This window comes from Pseudomonas sp. ENNP23 (assembly GCF_001728945.1).
GTDB classification, from domain to species: Bacteria; Pseudomonadota; Gammaproteobacteria; order Pseudomonadales; family Pseudomonadaceae; genus Metapseudomonas; species Metapseudomonas otitidis.
Genome location: NZ_LYSP01000022.1, coordinates 37,856 through 52,461, shown reverse-complemented (window position 1 = coordinate 52,461; position 14,606 = coordinate 37,856). Strand labels below are relative to the sequence as shown.

Annotated in this window: 14 protein-coding genes, 1 pseudogene and 1 riboswitch; of the genes and pseudogenes, 5 read left to right on the top strand and 10 right to left on the bottom strand. The window is 71.5% G+C overall.

Annotated features, from left to right (window positions below):
* Positions 1 to 31: 31 nt before the first annotated feature.
* The 3 genes from A9G05_RS13925 to A9G05_RS13915 all read right to left on the bottom strand — a co-directional run bounded on the left by A9G05_RS13925 (position 32) and on the right by A9G05_RS13915 (position 2,021).
* Positions 32 to 784: a methyltransferase domain-containing protein gene (locus tag A9G05_RS13925; protein ID WP_069561549.1), complete on the bottom strand. Its 753-nt coding sequence runs from the start codon at positions 782 to 784 to the stop codon at positions 32 to 34.
* Entirely contained in the window at positions 781 to 1,086 is a 306-nt protein-coding gene (locus tag A9G05_RS13920; RefSeq protein ID WP_044411248.1) for a nucleotide pyrophosphohydrolase, read from the bottom strand. The genes A9G05_RS13925 and A9G05_RS13920 overlap by 4 nt, the downstream gene beginning before the upstream one ends.
* 77 nt (positions 1,087 to 1,163) lie before the next feature.
* Complete coding sequence (locus A9G05_RS13915) at positions 1,164 to 2,021, bottom strand: MaoC/PaaZ C-terminal domain-containing protein (protein ID WP_044411250.1); 858 nt, start codon at positions 2,019 to 2,021, stop codon at positions 1,164 to 1,166.
* A gap of 183 nt (positions 2,022 to 2,204) precedes the next feature.
* Here A9G05_RS13915 and A9G05_RS13910 point away from each other — a divergent pair, with 183 nt between their 5' ends.
* Positions 2,205 to 3,209, top strand: coding sequence for an AraC family transcriptional regulator (locus A9G05_RS13910; protein ID WP_069561587.1), 1,005 nt, complete (start codon positions 2,205 to 2,207; stop codon positions 3,207 to 3,209).
* 784 nt (positions 3,210 to 3,993) lie between these two features.
* On the opposite strand, the gene cobJ is transcribed toward A9G05_RS13910, so the two are convergent.
* Genes cobJ through cobG form a run of 4 tightly spaced genes read right to left on the bottom strand, consistent with a single transcriptional unit; the run spans position 3,994 to position 8,319 of the window.
* Positions 3,994 to 5,640 (bottom strand): precorrin-3B C(17)-methyltransferase, encoded by a 1,647-nt coding sequence (gene cobJ, locus A9G05_RS13905; RefSeq protein ID WP_069561548.1) that lies wholly within the window; start codon positions 5,638 to 5,640, stop codon positions 3,994 to 3,996.
* Positions 5,640 to 6,386, bottom strand: a complete 747-nt coding sequence (locus A9G05_RS13900) for a precorrin-2 C(20)-methyltransferase (RefSeq protein ID WP_069561547.1) — start codon at positions 6,384 to 6,386, stop codon at positions 5,640 to 5,642. Before A9G05_RS13900 ends, cobJ begins: the two co-directional genes overlap by 1 nt.
* Positions 6,386 to 7,012, bottom strand: a complete 627-nt coding sequence (locus A9G05_RS13895) for a precorrin-8X methylmutase (protein WP_069561546.1) — start codon at positions 7,010 to 7,012, stop codon at positions 6,386 to 6,388. Before A9G05_RS13895 ends, A9G05_RS13900 begins: the two co-directional genes overlap by 1 nt.
* On the bottom strand, positions 7,009 to 8,319 hold the full coding sequence (gene cobG / locus A9G05_RS13890) for a precorrin-3B synthase (RefSeq protein WP_069561545.1): 1,311 nt from the start codon (positions 8,317 to 8,319) through the stop codon (positions 7,009 to 7,011). The genes A9G05_RS13895 and cobG overlap by 4 nt, the downstream gene beginning before the upstream one ends.
* Positions 8,320 to 8,406: 87 nt before the next feature.
* A riboswitch (cobalamin riboswitch) is annotated at positions 8,407 to 8,606 on the bottom strand.
* A gap of 87 nt (positions 8,607 to 8,693) precedes the next feature.
* Here cobG and A9G05_RS13885 point away from each other — a divergent pair.
* From A9G05_RS13885 to A9G05_RS13870, 4 genes are read left to right on the top strand one after another with little or no spacing between them, the layout of a single operon-like run.
* Entirely contained in the window at positions 8,694 to 9,896 is a 1,203-nt protein-coding gene (locus tag A9G05_RS13885; RefSeq protein WP_069561544.1) for a bifunctional cobalt-precorrin-7 (C(5))-methyltransferase/cobalt-precorrin-6B (C(15))-methyltransferase, read from the top strand.
* Positions 9,893 to 10,624, top strand: coding sequence for a cobalt-precorrin-6A reductase (locus A9G05_RS13880; protein ID WP_069561543.1), 732 nt, complete (start codon positions 9,893 to 9,895; stop codon positions 10,622 to 10,624). The genes A9G05_RS13885 and A9G05_RS13880 overlap by 4 nt, the downstream gene beginning before the upstream one ends.
* Positions 10,621 to 11,328, top strand: a complete 708-nt coding sequence (locus tag A9G05_RS13875) for a ferredoxin (RefSeq protein WP_069561542.1) — start codon at positions 10,621 to 10,623, stop codon at positions 11,326 to 11,328. The genes A9G05_RS13880 and A9G05_RS13875 overlap by 4 nt, the downstream gene beginning before the upstream one ends.
* Positions 11,329 to 11,360: 32 nt before the next feature.
* Positions 11,361 to 11,606, top strand: coding sequence for a type II toxin-antitoxin system CcdA family antitoxin (locus A9G05_RS13870; RefSeq protein WP_069561541.1), 246 nt, complete (start codon positions 11,361 to 11,363; stop codon positions 11,604 to 11,606).
* Positions 11,607 to 11,733: 127 nt separating this feature from the next.
* Here the strand turns inward: A9G05_RS13870 and A9G05_RS13865 are convergent.
* The 3 genes and pseudogenes from A9G05_RS13865 to A9G05_RS13855 all read right to left on the bottom strand — a co-directional run.
* Positions 11,734 to 11,949 (bottom strand): annotated as a pseudogene (locus tag A9G05_RS13865) (MFS transporter); the annotation flags it as partial.
* Positions 11,950 to 12,483: 534 nt separating this feature from the next.
* Positions 12,484 to 13,212 (bottom strand): VWA domain-containing protein, encoded by a 729-nt coding sequence (locus A9G05_RS13860; RefSeq protein ID WP_083272583.1) that lies wholly within the window; start codon positions 13,210 to 13,212, stop codon positions 12,484 to 12,486.
* Positions 13,137 to 14,144 carry an ATP-binding protein gene (locus A9G05_RS13855; RefSeq protein ID WP_069561539.1) on the bottom strand — a complete coding sequence of 336 codons (1,008 nt, stop codon included), beginning with the start codon at positions 14,142 to 14,144 and terminating at the stop codon, positions 13,137 to 13,139. Before A9G05_RS13855 ends, A9G05_RS13860 begins: the two co-directional genes overlap by 76 nt.
* Between the last annotated feature and the right edge of the window lie 462 nt (positions 14,145 to 14,606).

The window sequence follows — 14,606 nt, the reverse complement described above, 5'->3', positions numbered from 1 at the left end:
GGTTCTGGGTGCCCCGTTTCCGGGGCGCTGCTCATAGCGGGCGGCAGATCCAGTGTAGATAGCGCCCCAGGCCGGCGAAGGCCGGGTGACGCCGGTGGGCCAGTTCCATTTCCAGCAGGTCGGCCAGTTCGGCACGGGCCTGGAACTCGCTGGGCATGTAGTCGTGGAACACGCGGATGCCGCTCTGCGCTTGGACACGCCAGTGCGTGCCGAGTTGCGCGGCCAGCTCGCGCGGGTCCAGCGGGCGCTGGGGGGTGAGGCTCTGGCCTTCGCCGGCGAAGCGGTTGCGCCGCAGCTTGCGGAAGTGCCCCTTGAGCAGGTTGCGGTAGATGAGCGCATCGCGGTTGTAGAACGCCAGGGACAGCCAGCCCTCCGGGGCGGTGAGGGCGTGCAGGGCCGGGAGGATGGCGTGGGGCTCGGCGAGCCATTCGAGCACGGCGTGGCAGATGACCAGGTCGAAGCGGCCGTCGAGCTGCTGCGGCAGGGCCTGCCAGGGGGCCTGGATGAAGGTGGCCTGGCAGCCGGCTTCGGCGAAGCGCTCGCGGGCGCCGTCGAGCATCGGTTCGGCCGGTTCGGCGAGGGTCACCTGGTGGCCGCGCTGGGCCAGCCAGAGGCTCATGTGGCCAAGGCCGGCGCCGACGTCGAGCACCCGCAGGGGGCGTTCGGGCAGGGCTTCGCCGAGGTCGGCCTGGAGCACGGCGAGGCGGATGGCGCCCTTGGCGCCGCCGTAGATCTTCTCCGCGAAGCGCGCGGCGAGGGCGTCGAAATGGCGGTCGTCGGTCATGGCAGGAAGCGCCGTTCGCTGTCGGCCAGCTTGTCCAGTACGGCCTGGTTCATGTCGATGCCCAGCTCGCTGCACATCAGCAGCAGGTAGAGGATCACGTCGCCCACTTCCTGGCCGGCGTGGTGGAGGGTGTCGGCGTCGAGCTGGCGGGACTGGTCTTCCGTCAGCCACTGGAAGATTTCCACCAGCTCGGCCATCTCCACGCTGGCGGCCATGGCCAGGTTCTTGGGGCTGTGGAATTGGCGCCAGTCGTTGTGGTCACGAATGGCGTGCAGGCGGCGGGTAATGGCGTCGAGGTTCATGCGGCTCTCCTGGGAGGCCGCATAGCTTGGTGCCGGGGGCGGCGGGGTGCAAGCGCCGCGCAGGGGGGGCGGTGGCGCTAGTCGGCCAGCGGCGCCCAACTGCCGGCCATGTGCGGCAGGTCGTCCTTGCCACGCAGGGCGAACTGGCCGCTGGGGCCGGCGGCGCTGGCCAGCAGGCGCACTTCGGCAGGCAGCAGGACGGGCTTCTGGAAGCGCACTTCCACCTCGTAGCCGGCATCCGGCAGGTGGGCGCCGAGGGCGGCCAGGGTGCGCGCCTTGTTCCACAGGCCGTGGGCGATGGCGCGGGGGAAGCCGAACAGCTTGGCGCTGGGGGCGCTGAGGTGGATGGGGTTGTAGTCGCCGGCGACGCGGGCGTAGCGCCGGCCGATGTCCTTGGCGGCGCGCCAGTGGTCCAGCTCGGTCAGCGGCAGGGCGTCGACCTCCTCGCGCGGGGCGGGCGCGCCGTCCAGGCGCAGGCCCCGGTAGAGGATGCGGCTGTCGCCTTCCCAGAGCAGGCCGAGCTGGTCCTCCAGGCGGGTGATGAGGCTGAAGGTGGCGCCTTTGTCGTGGGGGCGCAGGTCCTGCACGGCGACGCTGACACGGAACGGCCCGAGGCCGCCGAGGGTGCGCAGCACGCGGATGCGGTTCTCCAGGTGCACCAGGCCGAGCAGCGGGAAGGGGAAGCGCTTGTCGGTCAGCAGTTGCATCTGCAGCGGGAAAGCGAGGATGTGCGGGTAGGTGGCCGGCAACCGGCCGTTGTCGCCAAAGCCGCAGACCTGGCGGTAGCGCGCCAGGTGGCGGGCATCCACCTCCACCTGGGTGCGCAGGCCGAGGTCGGGCAGGGTGCGCCCGCTGGCACCACGGCGCAGGGCGGCACGCAGGAACAGGCCGGGCAGGGCCGGGAGGGTGGGCAGGTCGAGCCAGTCGGTGGCCATGGGCGATCTCCTCGTTGCGAACGCGATGCAGCTTAGCCGCCCCGGCCGGCGGCACATTGGCCGCGCCGCATGGCGTCCTGGCAGGGCAGTCAATCCGTCCGGGCGGCTCAAGCGCGCCTTGAGCGCACGGTAAAAAGCTGCATAAGATGGCCCCCGCCTCGCATGACAAGAATTCGGAAAATGATGCGTGACCTGACCGACGACGTGGCGCTGATGCGCGCGGTGATCGACGCCCTGCGTGCCAGCGGCGCCGACCCTGACAAGGTGTTGGGGCGGCTCGGCCTGCCTGCGGGCGGCCTGCCCGCCGGACGCTTCCCCCATGCTGCCCAGGCCCAGTTCTGGCGGGCCGCGGCGGAAGAGTGCGGGGAGGAGCATGTCGGCCTTTATCTGGCTGGGCACCTGCCGGCCTTCCACGGGCTGCTGCTGGAATACCTCTTCCTCTCCAGCGAAACCTTCGGCGATGGCCTGCGCCACGCCCTGCGCTACGTGCGCCTGCTCTCCGACACCCTCAATGCCCGCCTGGAAGTGGACGGCGACCGCGCCGTGCTGTCCCTGGGCCAGAGCATCGGCAGCAACCGGCACTTCCCGGAGATGCTCGCCGGGGCGGTGATCCGCCTGTTCCATGCCCTGACCGAAGGTGACTTCATCCCCCGCGAGGTGCTGCTGATGCACGCCGAGGGCGCGCCGGCCGAGCGCTACCAGGCGGTCTACGGCTGCCCGGCACGCCTGGGCGCCGAGCGCTACGCGCTGGTGTTCGACGCCGCCGTGCTGGACAAAGCCTCGCGCCATGCCGCGCCGGAACTGCTGCGCATGCACGAGTCCCTGGCCCGTCGGCAACTGGCGGAAGTGGAACGGCTGGACCTGGTGCGCAAGGTGCGCGAGCTGATCGGCGAACTGCTGGTGGACGGCGGCGCCACGCTGGAACAGGTCGCCGCCCGCCTCAACATGCCCGCCCGCCGCCTGCGCGAACGCCTGGCCATGGCCGGCGTGCGCTTCAACGACCTGATCACCGACTACCGCTGCCGCCTGGCCAAGGAACTGCTGCTCAAGACCGACGAACGCATCGAGGTGATCGTCGAACGAACCGGCTTCTCCGAGCCGAGCACCTTCTACCGCGCCTTCAAACGCTGGGTCGGCGAAACCCCCGTTGAATTCCGCCGCCGAGGCCGCCCCCAGGCTGACGCCTGACCTGTCCCCTCCCAAGGCCGTGTGCCTGGAATCGGTGGATGAAAAGAGCGTCATCCACCCTACGCGAGCCTGCGCCATCGTTGCCCCGTAGGGTGGATCGCGCTTCATCGATCCACCGTCTCGGCGCCCGCACGGTGTGAGTCCGTAGGATGCGGTGAGCTATGCGAACCGCATCGATCCACACCCGCCCGCGATGATGGGCTTCGCACAGCTCAGCCCATCCTACGGGTGCCTCGGCGCCATCCGGTGAGCATCGATCTCCCATGCCTGGGTGCCGGGAGTTGGTGGATGAAAAGAGCGTCATCCTCCCTACGCGAGCCCGCGCCGCCGTTGCCCCGTAGGGTGGATCGCGCTTCATCGATCCACCGTCTCGGCGCCCGCACGGTGTGAGTCCGTAGGATGCGGTGAGCTATGCGAACCGCATCAATCCAAGCCCGCCCGGGATGATGGGCTTCGCACAGCTCAGCCCATCCTACGAATGCCTCGGCGCCATCCGGTGAGCATCGATCTGGGGGGTTATCCCCAGGCCTGGGTGCCGAGAGCTGGTGGATGAAAAGAGCGTCATCCACCCTACGCGAGCCCGCGCCGCCGTTGCCTCGTAGGGTGGATCGCGCTTCATCGATCCACCGTCTCGACGCCGGAACGGTGTGAGCCCGTAGGATGCGGTGAGCTATGCGAACCGCATCAATCTACGCCCCGCCCGCGATGCCATCCGGTGAGCACCGATCCACCGTCGTAGCCCGGGCTTCAGCCCGGGAACTGGGGTTATCCCGAAGGACGAGGCTCAGCGATACCAGCGCGGGGTGTAGACCCATTCGTGGCCGTCGGGGCGGGGGATGCGGCGGGTGAGGGAGGAGCCGATGATCACCAGGGTGCGCATGTCCACCTGGTCGGGGGTGAGGTCGCCGAGGTTCGTCACGGTGAGCTTCTCCGCCGGGCGGCCGATGTCGCGGCCGAGCACCACCAGGGTCTCGGGCGTGCGGTGCTGGCGGACGATCTCCAGGGCGCGGGCCAGTTGCCAGGGGCGGGCCTTGGAGATGGGGTTGTAGAAGGCCATGGCGAAGTCGGCGGCGCCGGCGTGGTCGAGACGCCGTTCGATCACGTCCCAGGGCTTGAGGTTGTCCGACAGCGAGATCAGGCAGAAGTCGTGGCCGAGCGGCGCGCCGGCCTTGGCGGCGGTGGCCAGGGCGGCGGAGACGCCCGGCTGGATCTGCAGGTCCACCTGCTGCCAGGCCGGGTCGCGGGATTCGTCGAGGGCTTCCAGCACGGCGGCGGCCATGGCGAACACGCCCGGATCACCGGACGACACCACCACCACCCGGCGCCCGCTGGCGGCCAGCTCGAAGGCGTGGCGGGCGCGTTGCAGCTCTTCGCGGTTGTCGGTGCAGTGGGCCACCTGGTCGGCGCGCAGAGGGCCGGCCATGCGGATGTAGGTTTCGTAGCCCAGCAGGTCCTGGGCTTCGTCGAGGGCCTGGCGGGTGGCGGGGGTCATGAAGGCCGGGTCGCCGGGGCCGAGGCCGATCACCGTCAGCCGGCCTCGGGCCTGGCCGATGCCGGTCGGGTCCAGGGGCGCGTCGGCGCGGTACAGCCGCAGTGCGCCGAGGTGGGCAGCCGGCGCGGGCAGGTCGGTGTCATCGCTGGCGAAGCGCAGTGGCACGCCCAGTTCGGCGGCCGTGGCGGTCAGCCCGGCGTCGCTCATGCGCGCCGGGTCGGCCACCAGGCAGGCCAGGGCCTGGGGGGCCAGGCCGGCCGTGGCGAGGGCCTGGCGGATGGTTTCGGCCGAGGCCTCGCCCTCCACGCGCAGCACCAGCACGCGGGGGTGGATCAGCAGTTCGTCGCGGGCGGCAGGGCGTTGTTCGGGGGTGATGTGCAGGGTCAGCTTGGCGGCGCTGTCGCGGGGCAGGGCGACGGCCTCCAGCCAGGGCGCTTCGCCGGCCACGTGCAGCGTCTGGCCGCCGAGCAGGTCGGCGACGAAGCGCTTGCCCTGTTCCAGGTCGGCCAGGGCGTAGCCCTCCGGCGGGTCCAGCAGGCAGGTGCCGAAGCGCAGTTCGCCACTGGTGGTGATGGCCGGGGCCACGTCCAGCCAGGCGGCGATCTCGCGGGCCAGGCTGTTGACCCCGCCCAGGCCGCCGAGCAGTGGCACCACGGCGCTGCCGTCTTCGGCCAGGGCCAGCACCGGCGGTTCGGCGCCTTTGTGGGCGAGCAGCGGCGCGAGGGTGCGGATGACGATGCCGGCGGCGCACAGGGCGATGATCGGGGTGTCGTTGCGGTACAGCTCGCGCAGGGTCTCGCCGAACTCGCTGTAGCGCTCGTCGGCACCGTCGACGCGGCCGGCGAGGCCAAGCACCCGGGCCTGTGGATAAAGCGCCTGGAGGCGGCGGGCGACGGCCAGGCCGCCGTTGCCGAGGAGGACGATGGCGGGGGCGTTCATCAGCCCCTCCATTTCTGGCCGGGGACCAGGATCATCGAGAAGTACGGCGAGGCCATCGGGTCCACCTCGTCCAGCGCCACGATGCGCTGGTTGGCCATGGTGGCGCGCTCGACGTAATGGGCGCGGTCGGCCAGGCCCAGCTCGCCCAGCACGCGGCGCACCTTGTCGAAGTTGCGCCCGAGCTTCATCACCACGGCGGCTTCGGCGGTGGCCAGGCGGGCCTTGAGTTCAGCCTCGGGGAGCACCCCGGAGAGCACCGAGAGGCTCTGGTTGCGGTACACCAGCGGCAGGCCGAGCACGGCGGCGCTGCCGAGCATGGAGCAGACGCCGGGCACCACTTCCACCTCGTAGCGGTCGGCCAGGCGGTCGTGCAGGTACATGTAGGAGCCGTAGAAGAACGGGTCGCCTTCGCAGATCACCGCCACGTCGCAGCCGGCGTCGAGGTGCTCGGCCACCTGCTGGGCGGCGGTGTCGTAGAAGTCGCTGATCACCGTTTCATAGGACAGCGGCGGCTCCAGCTTCTCGGTGGTCACCGGGTACACCAGCGGCATGCGCACCTGGGTGTCCGCCAGGTGCTGCTCGATGATGCCGAAGGCGTTGCCACCCTCGCCGCGATTGGCCTTGGCCTTGGCGACGAAGTAGCCCACCACCTGGGCCGATTGCAGCAGGCGCAGGGCCTTGAGCGTGATCAGTTCCGGATCGCCCGGACCCACGCCGAGGCCGATCAGCCGTCCCTTGCCGCTCATCACTCCACCTCCGTGGCCAGGGCGTTGACGGCGGCGGCGGCCATGGCGCTGCCGCCACGACGGCCGCGCACCACCACGTAGGGCACGCCGCGGCTGTCGGCGGCGAGCAGGTCCTTGGACTCGGCCGCGCCGACGAAGCCCACCGGGAAGCCGAGGATCAGCGCCGGTTTCGGGGCGCCGGCGTCGAGCATTTCCAGCAGGTAGAACAGCGCGGTGGGGGCGTTGCCGATCACCACCACGCTGCCTTCCAGGTGCGCGCGCCAGTGCTCCAGGGCCACCGCCGAGCGGGTATTGCCCAGCTCGCGGGCCAGCTCCGGCACGCCGGGGTCGTTGAGGGTGCAGATGACCGGGTTGTTGGCCGGCAGGCGGGCGCGGGTGATGCCTTCGGCCACCATGCGCGCGTCGCAGAGGATCGGCGCGCCAGCGGCCAGGGCGGCGCGGCCGGCGGCACCTGCTCCGGGGGAGAAGGCCAGGTCCTGCACCACGTCGACCATGCCGCAGGCGTGGATGACGCGCACGGCGAGCTTCTCCAGGTCCGGCGGGATGGCGCTGAGGTCCGCCTCGGCGCGGATGATGGAGAAGGAATGGCGATAGATCTCCTGACCATCGCGGATGTAATCGATCATTCGGTGGAGCTCCAACTGTCAGGAGTGGCGGCCAGTCGGGCGCTGGCCTGTTCGAGGTCGAGGTCGCTCGCCAGCAGCAGGCCGAAGCCGCTGCGGGCGCGCTGGTAGAGGTCGTAGCGGCCGGGTTCGCGGGCCAGCAGGGTGAAGGGCGCGACGTGGGCGGCGGCGCAGGAGCGCGGGCAGCCGGTCAGGTGCAACTGCACCCGGGGCGGCAGGTGCGGCGCCAGGGCCAGGGCGTCGGCCTTGGTGTCGGCCAGGCTGCGTGGGCAGCCGCTGGAGCCGGTGCAGGCGATGAGCCGGGCCAGGGGCGCGTCGGGGTCGGTGACCAGCCCCAGGGCGGCGAGGGCGGCGAGGGTGCCGTCGAGGTCGCGGGGGGCCGGCAGCAGCACCGATTGCCAGGGGGTGAGGCGCAGGTGGCCGTCGCTCTGCTGGTCCGCCAGGTCGGCCAGGGTCATCAGTTGCGCCGCGGCGAGCCGGCCGAGGGGGGCGGCGGCGCCGGCATGGCGGCCAGCCACGGCGCCCAGGTGACCGAGGGCGCCTGTGGTGTCGCGGCGCCAGTCCGGCACGGCATGCAGGGGCACGCCGAGGCGGGCTTCCAGCTCTGCCAGCAGGGCGGCGGGGCCGAGGTCGGCCAGCAGGTGGCGCATGCGCGTCTGCTCGGGGCGGGCGCGGTCGAGGAACAGGTGCAGCAGCGCCTCCACCAGGGCCGGCACCTGGGCGGCGGGCACGGCGCCCAGGGCGGGGGCGTCGTGCGCCTGTTGCGGCGGGCACCCGGCCAGGCCGAAGGCGAAGAGGGCGTCGGCCTGCGGCCCGAGGGCGCAGAGCCAGAGGTCGTGGGGGTGCTCCAGCATGGCCAGGGCTTCGCCGCCGTCCAGCAGCAGGGCGAACTTGGGCGACAGGGCGTGGAAGCGCGGGGTGTCCTGCAGCAGGGCCAGCAGGCGGTCGGCCAGGGCGGCGGTCGTCTCGTGGCCGGGCACCAGGCCCAGCAGCGGGCTGACCATCAGGTTGCGCACGTCGTCGGCACCCGGCGAGGGGGCGCCCAGGTCGGCGGCCAGCAGCGCGTCGATCAGCGCCGCTTCGGCACCGACCCTTACCCCGCGGATCTGCAGGTTGGCGCGGTTGGTGGCTTCGATCACGCCGCTGGCGTACTGCTGTGCGGCAGCGGCCACGGCGCGGGCCTGGCGGGCCTGGAGGCGGCCACAGGGCAGCTTGATGCGGCAGATGCCGCCATCGCCGGATTGCACGATGCGCAGCAACCCCGGGCAGGCCGAGGGGCGGACGGTGGCGGCGGATTCGGCCTGTTTCAACGGGTCACCCTGATTGGCGTCGCGGCGACCGGAATATCCCTAGCCCAGGGACACGTTTGCATCGATACACCCCGCTCGATGCGTTCACACGCGACTGGTTTCACCGGCAGGTCTCCTGGCTGGCAGGTCGTCATCCTTCGCGGCCTTCCCGAGCGTTGCTCAGTGGCCAGGGTGCGTGGACTCGCTGCTTACAGTTGCGGGGGCAGCCACGGTGCGACCGTGTTCCCTCAGTGCCCGGATGGACACTGGCCAGCGCCTTGCAGGGGGCCGGCAACCAATGAAGGGCGCTATTATGCCCGCTTTGCGCGACATGAGGAAAAGGCTGCCTGTCGGAACGGCAAGCGGCTGACACCTCGCTAGAGACGGGAGTTTCCATGCAGCCCTGGCTGACGGTGGTGGGTATCGGTGAGGACGGCTACGCGGGCCTCGGCAAGGCGGCGCGTCATGCGCTGCTGGGGGCCTCTGAAGTGGTGGGGGCGCCGCGTCAGTTGGCGCTGCTGCCGCGCTGCATCCGTGCCGTGCGCACGCCTTGGCCGAGCCCGTTCTCCCTGGAGCCGGTGCTGGCGCGGCGGGGCACGGCCCTGTGCGTGCTGGCCAGTGGCGATCCGATGCTGTTCGGCGTGGGCGCCAGCCTGGCGCGGCAGGTGCCGGTCGAGGAGATGCAGGTGCTGTCGGCGCCTTCGTCCGCAGCCCTGGCGGCGGCACGGCTGGGCTGGCCGCTGCAGGAGGTGACGCTGCTGTCCACCGTGGCGCGGCCCCTGGCGGTGCTCAACGGCCACCTGCACCCTGGCGCGCGCCTGCTGGTGCTGAGCAACGATGGCAGCACCCCGGCGGCTTTGGCGGCGCTGCTGGCCGAGGGCGGCTTCGGCGCCAGTCGCCTCACCGTGCTGGAGCACCTGGGCGGCCCCCTGGAGCGCCGGCTCGACGGCCTGGCCAACGCCTGGAGCGACGTGGCAGTGGCCGACCTCAATCTGGTGGCGGTGGAGGTGGCGGCCGACCCCGGCACCCGCGCGTTGCCGGTCACCTGCGGCCTGCCCGACGACGCCTACCGCCACGACGGCCAGCTCACCAAGCGTGATGTCCGCGCCGTCACCCTGGCCCGCCTGGCGCCGCGCCCCGGCGAGCTGCTGTGGGACGTGGGTGCCGGCTGCGGCTCCATCGGCATCGAGTGGATGCGCGCCCACCCGGCGTGCCGTGCCCTGGCCATCGAGGCCAACGCCGGGCGCCAGGCGCACATCCAGCACAACCGCGACGCCCTCGGCGTGCCCGGCCTGCAGTTGGTGGCCGGGGAAGCCCCGGCCGCGCTGGAGGGCCTGCCGGCGCCGGATGCCATCTTCATCGGCGGCGGCGTCACCGACCCCGGCGTGCTGGCGCAGTGCTGGGCGCGGCTCAAGCCGGGCGGTCGCCTGGTGGCCAACGCCGTGACCCTGCAGAGCGAGGCGACCCTGGTGGCCTTCCGCGCCGAGCACGGCGGCAGCCTGACCCGCATTGCCGTCGCCCAGGCCCAGCCGCTGGGGGGCTTCGACACCTGGCGCTCGGCCCTGCCCATCACCCTGCTGGAAGCATTCAAGCCATGAGCCGCCTCCTGCTGCTGGGCGGCGTGACCGAGGCCCTGGCCCTGGCCCGTCGCCTCGGCCCCGCCCATGTCTACAGCCTCGCCGGCCTCGGCAAGGTGCCCCAGGACCTGGCCTGCCAGGTGCGCGTGGGCGGTTTCGGCGGGGCGGACGGGCTGGCGCAGTACCTTCGCGAGGAAGGCATCGACCTGCTGCTGGACGCCACCCACCCCTATGCCGCGCAGATCAGCCACAACGCCGCCCGCGCCGCCGAACTGGCCGGGGTGCCCTGCTGGGCGCTGCGCCGCCCCGGCTGGCAGGCCGGCCCCGGTGACGATTGGCGCGAGGTGGACGACTGGGCCGGCCTGATGACCGCGCTGGCGCCGTTCCGCCGGCCCTTCTTCACCCTTGGCCGCGAGCCGCTGGAGCACCTGCACAGCGTGCCCGAGCACCAGCACTGGACGGTGCGCTGCCTGCAGGGGCAGGCGCCCGGCGAGCGCTTCGAGGTGATCGGCTCGCGCGGGCCGTTCCACCTGGACGAGGAGCGTGCGCTGTTCGAGCGCCTCGGCACCGACGTGCTGATCAGCAAGAACAGCGGCAGCCAGTCCACCGAGCCCAAGCTGCAGGTGGCCCGCGAGCGCGGCCTGCCGGTGCTCATTCTCAAGCGCCCGGCATTGCCGCCGGTGACCCGCGAATTCGACTCGGTCGAGGCCCTCTGGCAGGCCCTCGGCCCCTACCTGGACACACCATGACCGCCACCGTTTACGCCCGCGTGCTGTTCGCCGGGCCCGACCTCGCCGAGGGCGCCTTCGCCGAGCTGTTCCGCCGCCAACTGGTCGCCCTGCGGGGCGAGGCCGCGTTGGCCGATGTGATCGACACCGGCGCCGGCCTCGACGCCCTGCGCGAGGCCGTACAGACCAGCCCGCGCCCGCTGCTGGTGATCGACCTCGACCCGCAGAGCACGCCGCCGCACCTGGACTGGCTGCGCAGCGAACTCGGCCAGTACCCGGCCCCCGAGCAACTGTTCATCGCCAGCCTGCTGGGCCAGTACGACAGCGACCCGGCCGGCGCCGCCTGCGCCCTGGTGGCGCGTACCGAACTGCACCTGGCCTGCGCCGAGGTGCCGGCGTTGCCGGAGAGCCACGCCTGGTCCTGCATCCCGCCCCATGCCCGGCGCCTGCTGCTGTGCAACGGCCCGCGCTGCACCCGCCGGGGCGCGCTGCCGCTGTGGAAAAAGCTGCGGGAGACCCTCAAGGCCGCCGGCAAGCTGGAATGCGCAGGCGGCGTGCACATCACCCGTACCCAGTGCCAATACCCCTGCGACCTCGGCCCCACCGCCAGCCTCTACCCGGAAGGCGAGTGGTACCGCCTGGAGAGCGAAGAGCAGGTGCTGCGCTGGGTGCAGGCGCGCATCGTCGAAGAGCGGGCGGTGCCGGAATTGTTGATGAAGGGGTGAGTGCCTGCGCACGCGCTCATGGAGGTAAACCCATGCCTGTCCTGTATGACCCTCGGGCTCCGAAGAAACCTGTCCGCTTCGGCGTCAACGGCGACCTCCTGGGAAAAGCCCGAGCGCTCGGCATCGACCTGTCCGCGACCTTGGAGCAGGCCCTGGTCGAGGTTTTGCGGGCGCGCCAGCGTGAGGCTTGGCTGGCGGAAAACGGCGAGGCCATTGCGGCCTACAACCAGCACGTGGAAAACGATGGCGTCTTCAGTGACGGGTTGAGGCGCTTCTGATGCAGGCAGTTCCCGCTCAGCGCACGAACCCGCGCGCCGTCAGCGGGGCTGAGAGCATCAGCACCCCGAGGATCACAAAGGCCGTCACCAGCCCCAGCCCCTGGGCGACGAAGCCCACCAGTGCCGGCCCACCCCGCCCCGCCAGCACACCGGCCACCGGCATCGAGCCGACACCCAGGCACAGCAGCAACAGCCCCAGCATCGCTTCGCCGATGCCCGGGCGCGCCTTCGCATAGGGCACCAGCGGCGCCCAGCAGGCCATGCCGAAACCGGAGACGAAGAACGCCAGGCGCGTAGCCAGACGGGTGGCAGGGCTGTCGGCACAGGGCACGGCGTGGGGCATGGGCGCTTCCGAACGGGAAAAAGGGGTGGACCCTCTAACACGGGCACGCGCGCCTTGTGGCTCCACCAGGCGGTTGATGGACGAGGTGGTGTGGTTGTGAGTGGGGCTCGCGTGGGGGGGATGGCGCTCTTTCCATCCACCCGTTCTGGGCACTCCGGCTTTGGGGGTAAACCCGATCCCGGGATGAAGACCGTGCAACGAAAGGTGGATCGATGGAGCGCGATCCACCCTACGGGGTGTGAGGGTGCGTAGGGGGGGGGATGGCGCTCTTTCCATCCACCAATTCCGGGCACATGGCCTTGGGTATAACCCCGGTCCTGGGATGAGGTCCGTGCAACGAAAGGTGGATCGATGGAGCGCGATCCACCCTACGGGGTGTGAGGGTGCGTAGGGGGGATGGCGCTCTTTCCATCCACCAGTTCCGGGCACATGGCCTTGGGGATAACCCCGGTCCCGGGCTGAAGCCCGGGCTACGAGTTGGTGGGCTGAAGCCCACCCTACGGGCGGTGTTTCAACCTGCATATCCCTGACGGATCAATCCGCCAGCGCCTGGTACTCGGCTTCGAGGAGGGTGGCGAGCTGGCGGGCGCGGCCGAGGCGGATGGGGCCGGACTCGATGTCCACCAGCAGGGTGGTGCAGCCCAGGGGGTGCAGGGCTGGCAGGTCCTTGAGGCGGCCGTCGGTGAGGATCAGCACGCGCTGCTCTTCGCCGGGCCGTTGCCGCTGGCGTGTGGCGAGCCAGCGCGCGGCCTGGACCAGGGCGTCGGGCAGGGGCGTGCCGCCACCGGCTCCGAGCCCCTGCAGCCAGGGTTGCAGGCGGGCGTCGGCCTTGCGGCCCTGCCAATGCCACTGGGCCTGGCGACCGCTGGCGGCGAGCACGGCGAGGCGTGCGCGTGCGCGGTAGGCGTCATCGAAGAGCTGGGCCAGCAGCCCCTTGGCACGGGACAGGGCGCCATGGCGGCGGGTGGAGGCGGAGGCGTCGACGATCACCAGCCAGAGCTGTTCCGCCGCGCGGCTGCGGGCTGTACGGACGAGGTCCTCGGCCCGGCGCGGGCGGCCGCGCAGCAGGGTCGGCAGCCAGGCGATGGCGCCCCCTTGGCCGGGGCTGCGGGCGCCGCTGCGGCCTTGGCCGAGGCGCCCTGGCCGGGGCTTGGCACCCGTCCCCTTGGCGTGGCGCGGGCGGGTGCTCAGGGCTTTTTTGGCCAGGCGGGCAGGGCCCTGCGTTCTCCGGTGGGCATGGGTTGGGCGGGCAGTTCGCCCCATTGGCCTTCGCCGCTGGCGTCCTGCTGGGGGCGGGGGGCCTGGGCAGGCGCTTCGCGGGGCGGCTGTGGGGCCGGCGGTGGCGCGTGGTGGCGACGGTGGGCGAGGGCGAAGTGCTCCACGGCGTCGATGTCCTCGGGGGCGATGGCGGTCGCGCCGCGCCAGGCGGCGTGGGCGCGGGCGGCACGCAGCCAGACCAGGTCGGCGCGCAGGCCGTCGACACCGGCGTCGAAGCAGCGCTGGGCGATGGCGTCCAGGGCGTGGTCGTCCAGCGGGATGGCGGCGAGGCGTTCGCGGGCGTCCTGGCAGCGGTGGGCCAGGGTCTGCTGGTCAGCGCTCCAGCGGGCGATGAAGGCGGCGGGGTCGGCGTCGAAGGCCAGGCGACGGCGGATGATCTCGGCGCGTTCGGCCGGAGCCGGGGCGTGGTCGAGGCTGACCTTGAGGCCGAAGCGGTCCAGCAGTTGCGGGCGCAGTTCGCCTTCTTCGGGGTTCATGGTGCCGATCAGCACGAAGCGCGCCGGGTGGGCGTGGGACAGGCCGTCCCGCTCGACGCGGTTGATGCCGCTGGCGGCGACGTCCAGCAGCAGGTCCACCAGGTGGTCCGGCAGCAGGTTCACTTCGTCCACGTAGAGCACGCCCTCGTGGGCGCGGGCCAGCAGGCCGGGGGAGAAGCGCGCGCGGCCTTCGCCGAGGGCGGCGTCCAGGTCCAGGGTGCCGACGATGCGGTCCTCGCTGGCGCCCAGGGGCAGGGTGACGAAGATGCCGCGCGGCAGCAGGTCGGCGATGCCCCGGGCCAGGGTGGACTTGGCCATGCCGCGCGGGCCTTCGATCAGCACGCCGCCGATGGCGGGGTCGATGGCGGCGAGGTAGAGCGCGAGCTTCAACGTGTCGGCGCCGACCACGGCGCTGAGGGGATAGTGGCCAGGTTCGGACATGGGGGGTTCCTGCTCAGAGATGCCGCGCATGGTAGCGAAAGGCCGATGCAGCCGATAGAAATCCGTGATTGAACGGCGCCTCGGGATGCAGTAGGTTAGCCAGCATTCGCTTTGGAGATCGTCATGTCGCACCGTCCGTCCACTTCGCTCATCGCTGCTCCGGCCCTGGCCGTGGCAGGCGCGCGCGTGGCCGCTGCGACCGGCTATTTCTACGGGTATTGGTTTAGCCAAGGGCTGACCTGATACCCATCAGGCGGCCCACTCCAGCAGGGTCGCCGCCAAAGCTCCACGAAACCCCCGGTCGGCAACCCGACCGGGGGTTTTTGTTTTCCGAAGGTCCACAAGACCACCACGACGTTACCGAGGATCGCACCATGATCAGTTACCGCACCCATCGCTATTACCGCACCGACTGGCGATTTAGCCGCTCCACCCGCACCCCCACACCGACAAGTCGAACAC

Bases quoted from the DNA above. Each gene is read 5' to 3' on its own strand.
- A9G05_RS13925 (WP_069561549.1), bottom strand. From the start codon at position 784: ATGACCGACGACCGCCATTTCGACGCCCTCGCCGCGCGCTTCGCGGAG.
- A9G05_RS13920 (WP_044411248.1), bottom strand. From the start codon at position 1,086: ATGAACCTCGACGCCATTACCCGCCGCCTGCACGCCATTCGTGACCAC.
- A9G05_RS13915 (WP_044411250.1), bottom strand. From the start codon at position 2,021: ATGGCCACCGACTGGCTCGACCTGCCCACCCTCCCGGCCCTGCCCGGC.
- A9G05_RS13910 (WP_069561587.1), top strand. From the start codon at position 2,205: ATGCGTGACCTGACCGACGACGTGGCGCTGATGCGCGCGGTGATCGAC.
- cobJ (WP_069561548.1), bottom strand. From the start codon at position 5,640: ATGAACGCCCCCGCCATCGTCCTCCTCGGCAACGGCGGCCTGGCCGTC.
- A9G05_RS13900 (WP_069561547.1), bottom strand. From the start codon at position 6,386: ATGAGCGGCAAGGGACGGCTGATCGGCCTCGGCGTGGGTCCGGGCGAT.
- A9G05_RS13895 (WP_069561546.1), bottom strand. From the start codon at position 7,012: ATGATCGATTACATCCGCGATGGTCAGGAGATCTATCGCCATTCCTTC.
- A9G05_RS13885 (WP_069561544.1), top strand. From the start codon at position 8,694: ATGCAGCCCTGGCTGACGGTGGTGGGTATCGGTGAGGACGGCTACGCG.
- A9G05_RS13880 (WP_069561543.1), top strand. From the start codon at position 9,893: ATGAGCCGCCTCCTGCTGCTGGGCGGCGTGACCGAGGCCCTGGCCCTG.
- A9G05_RS13875 (WP_069561542.1), top strand. From the start codon at position 10,621: ATGACCGCCACCGTTTACGCCCGCGTGCTGTTCGCCGGGCCCGACCTC.
- A9G05_RS13870 (WP_069561541.1), top strand. From the start codon at position 11,361: ATGCCTGTCCTGTATGACCCTCGGGCTCCGAAGAAACCTGTCCGCTTC.
- A9G05_RS13860 (WP_083272583.1), bottom strand. From the start codon at position 13,212: ATGGGGCGAACTGCCCGCCCAACCCATGCCCACCGGAGAACGCAGGGC.
- A9G05_RS13855 (WP_069561539.1), bottom strand. From the start codon at position 14,144: ATGTCCGAACCTGGCCACTATCCCCTCAGCGCCGTGGTCGGCGCCGAC.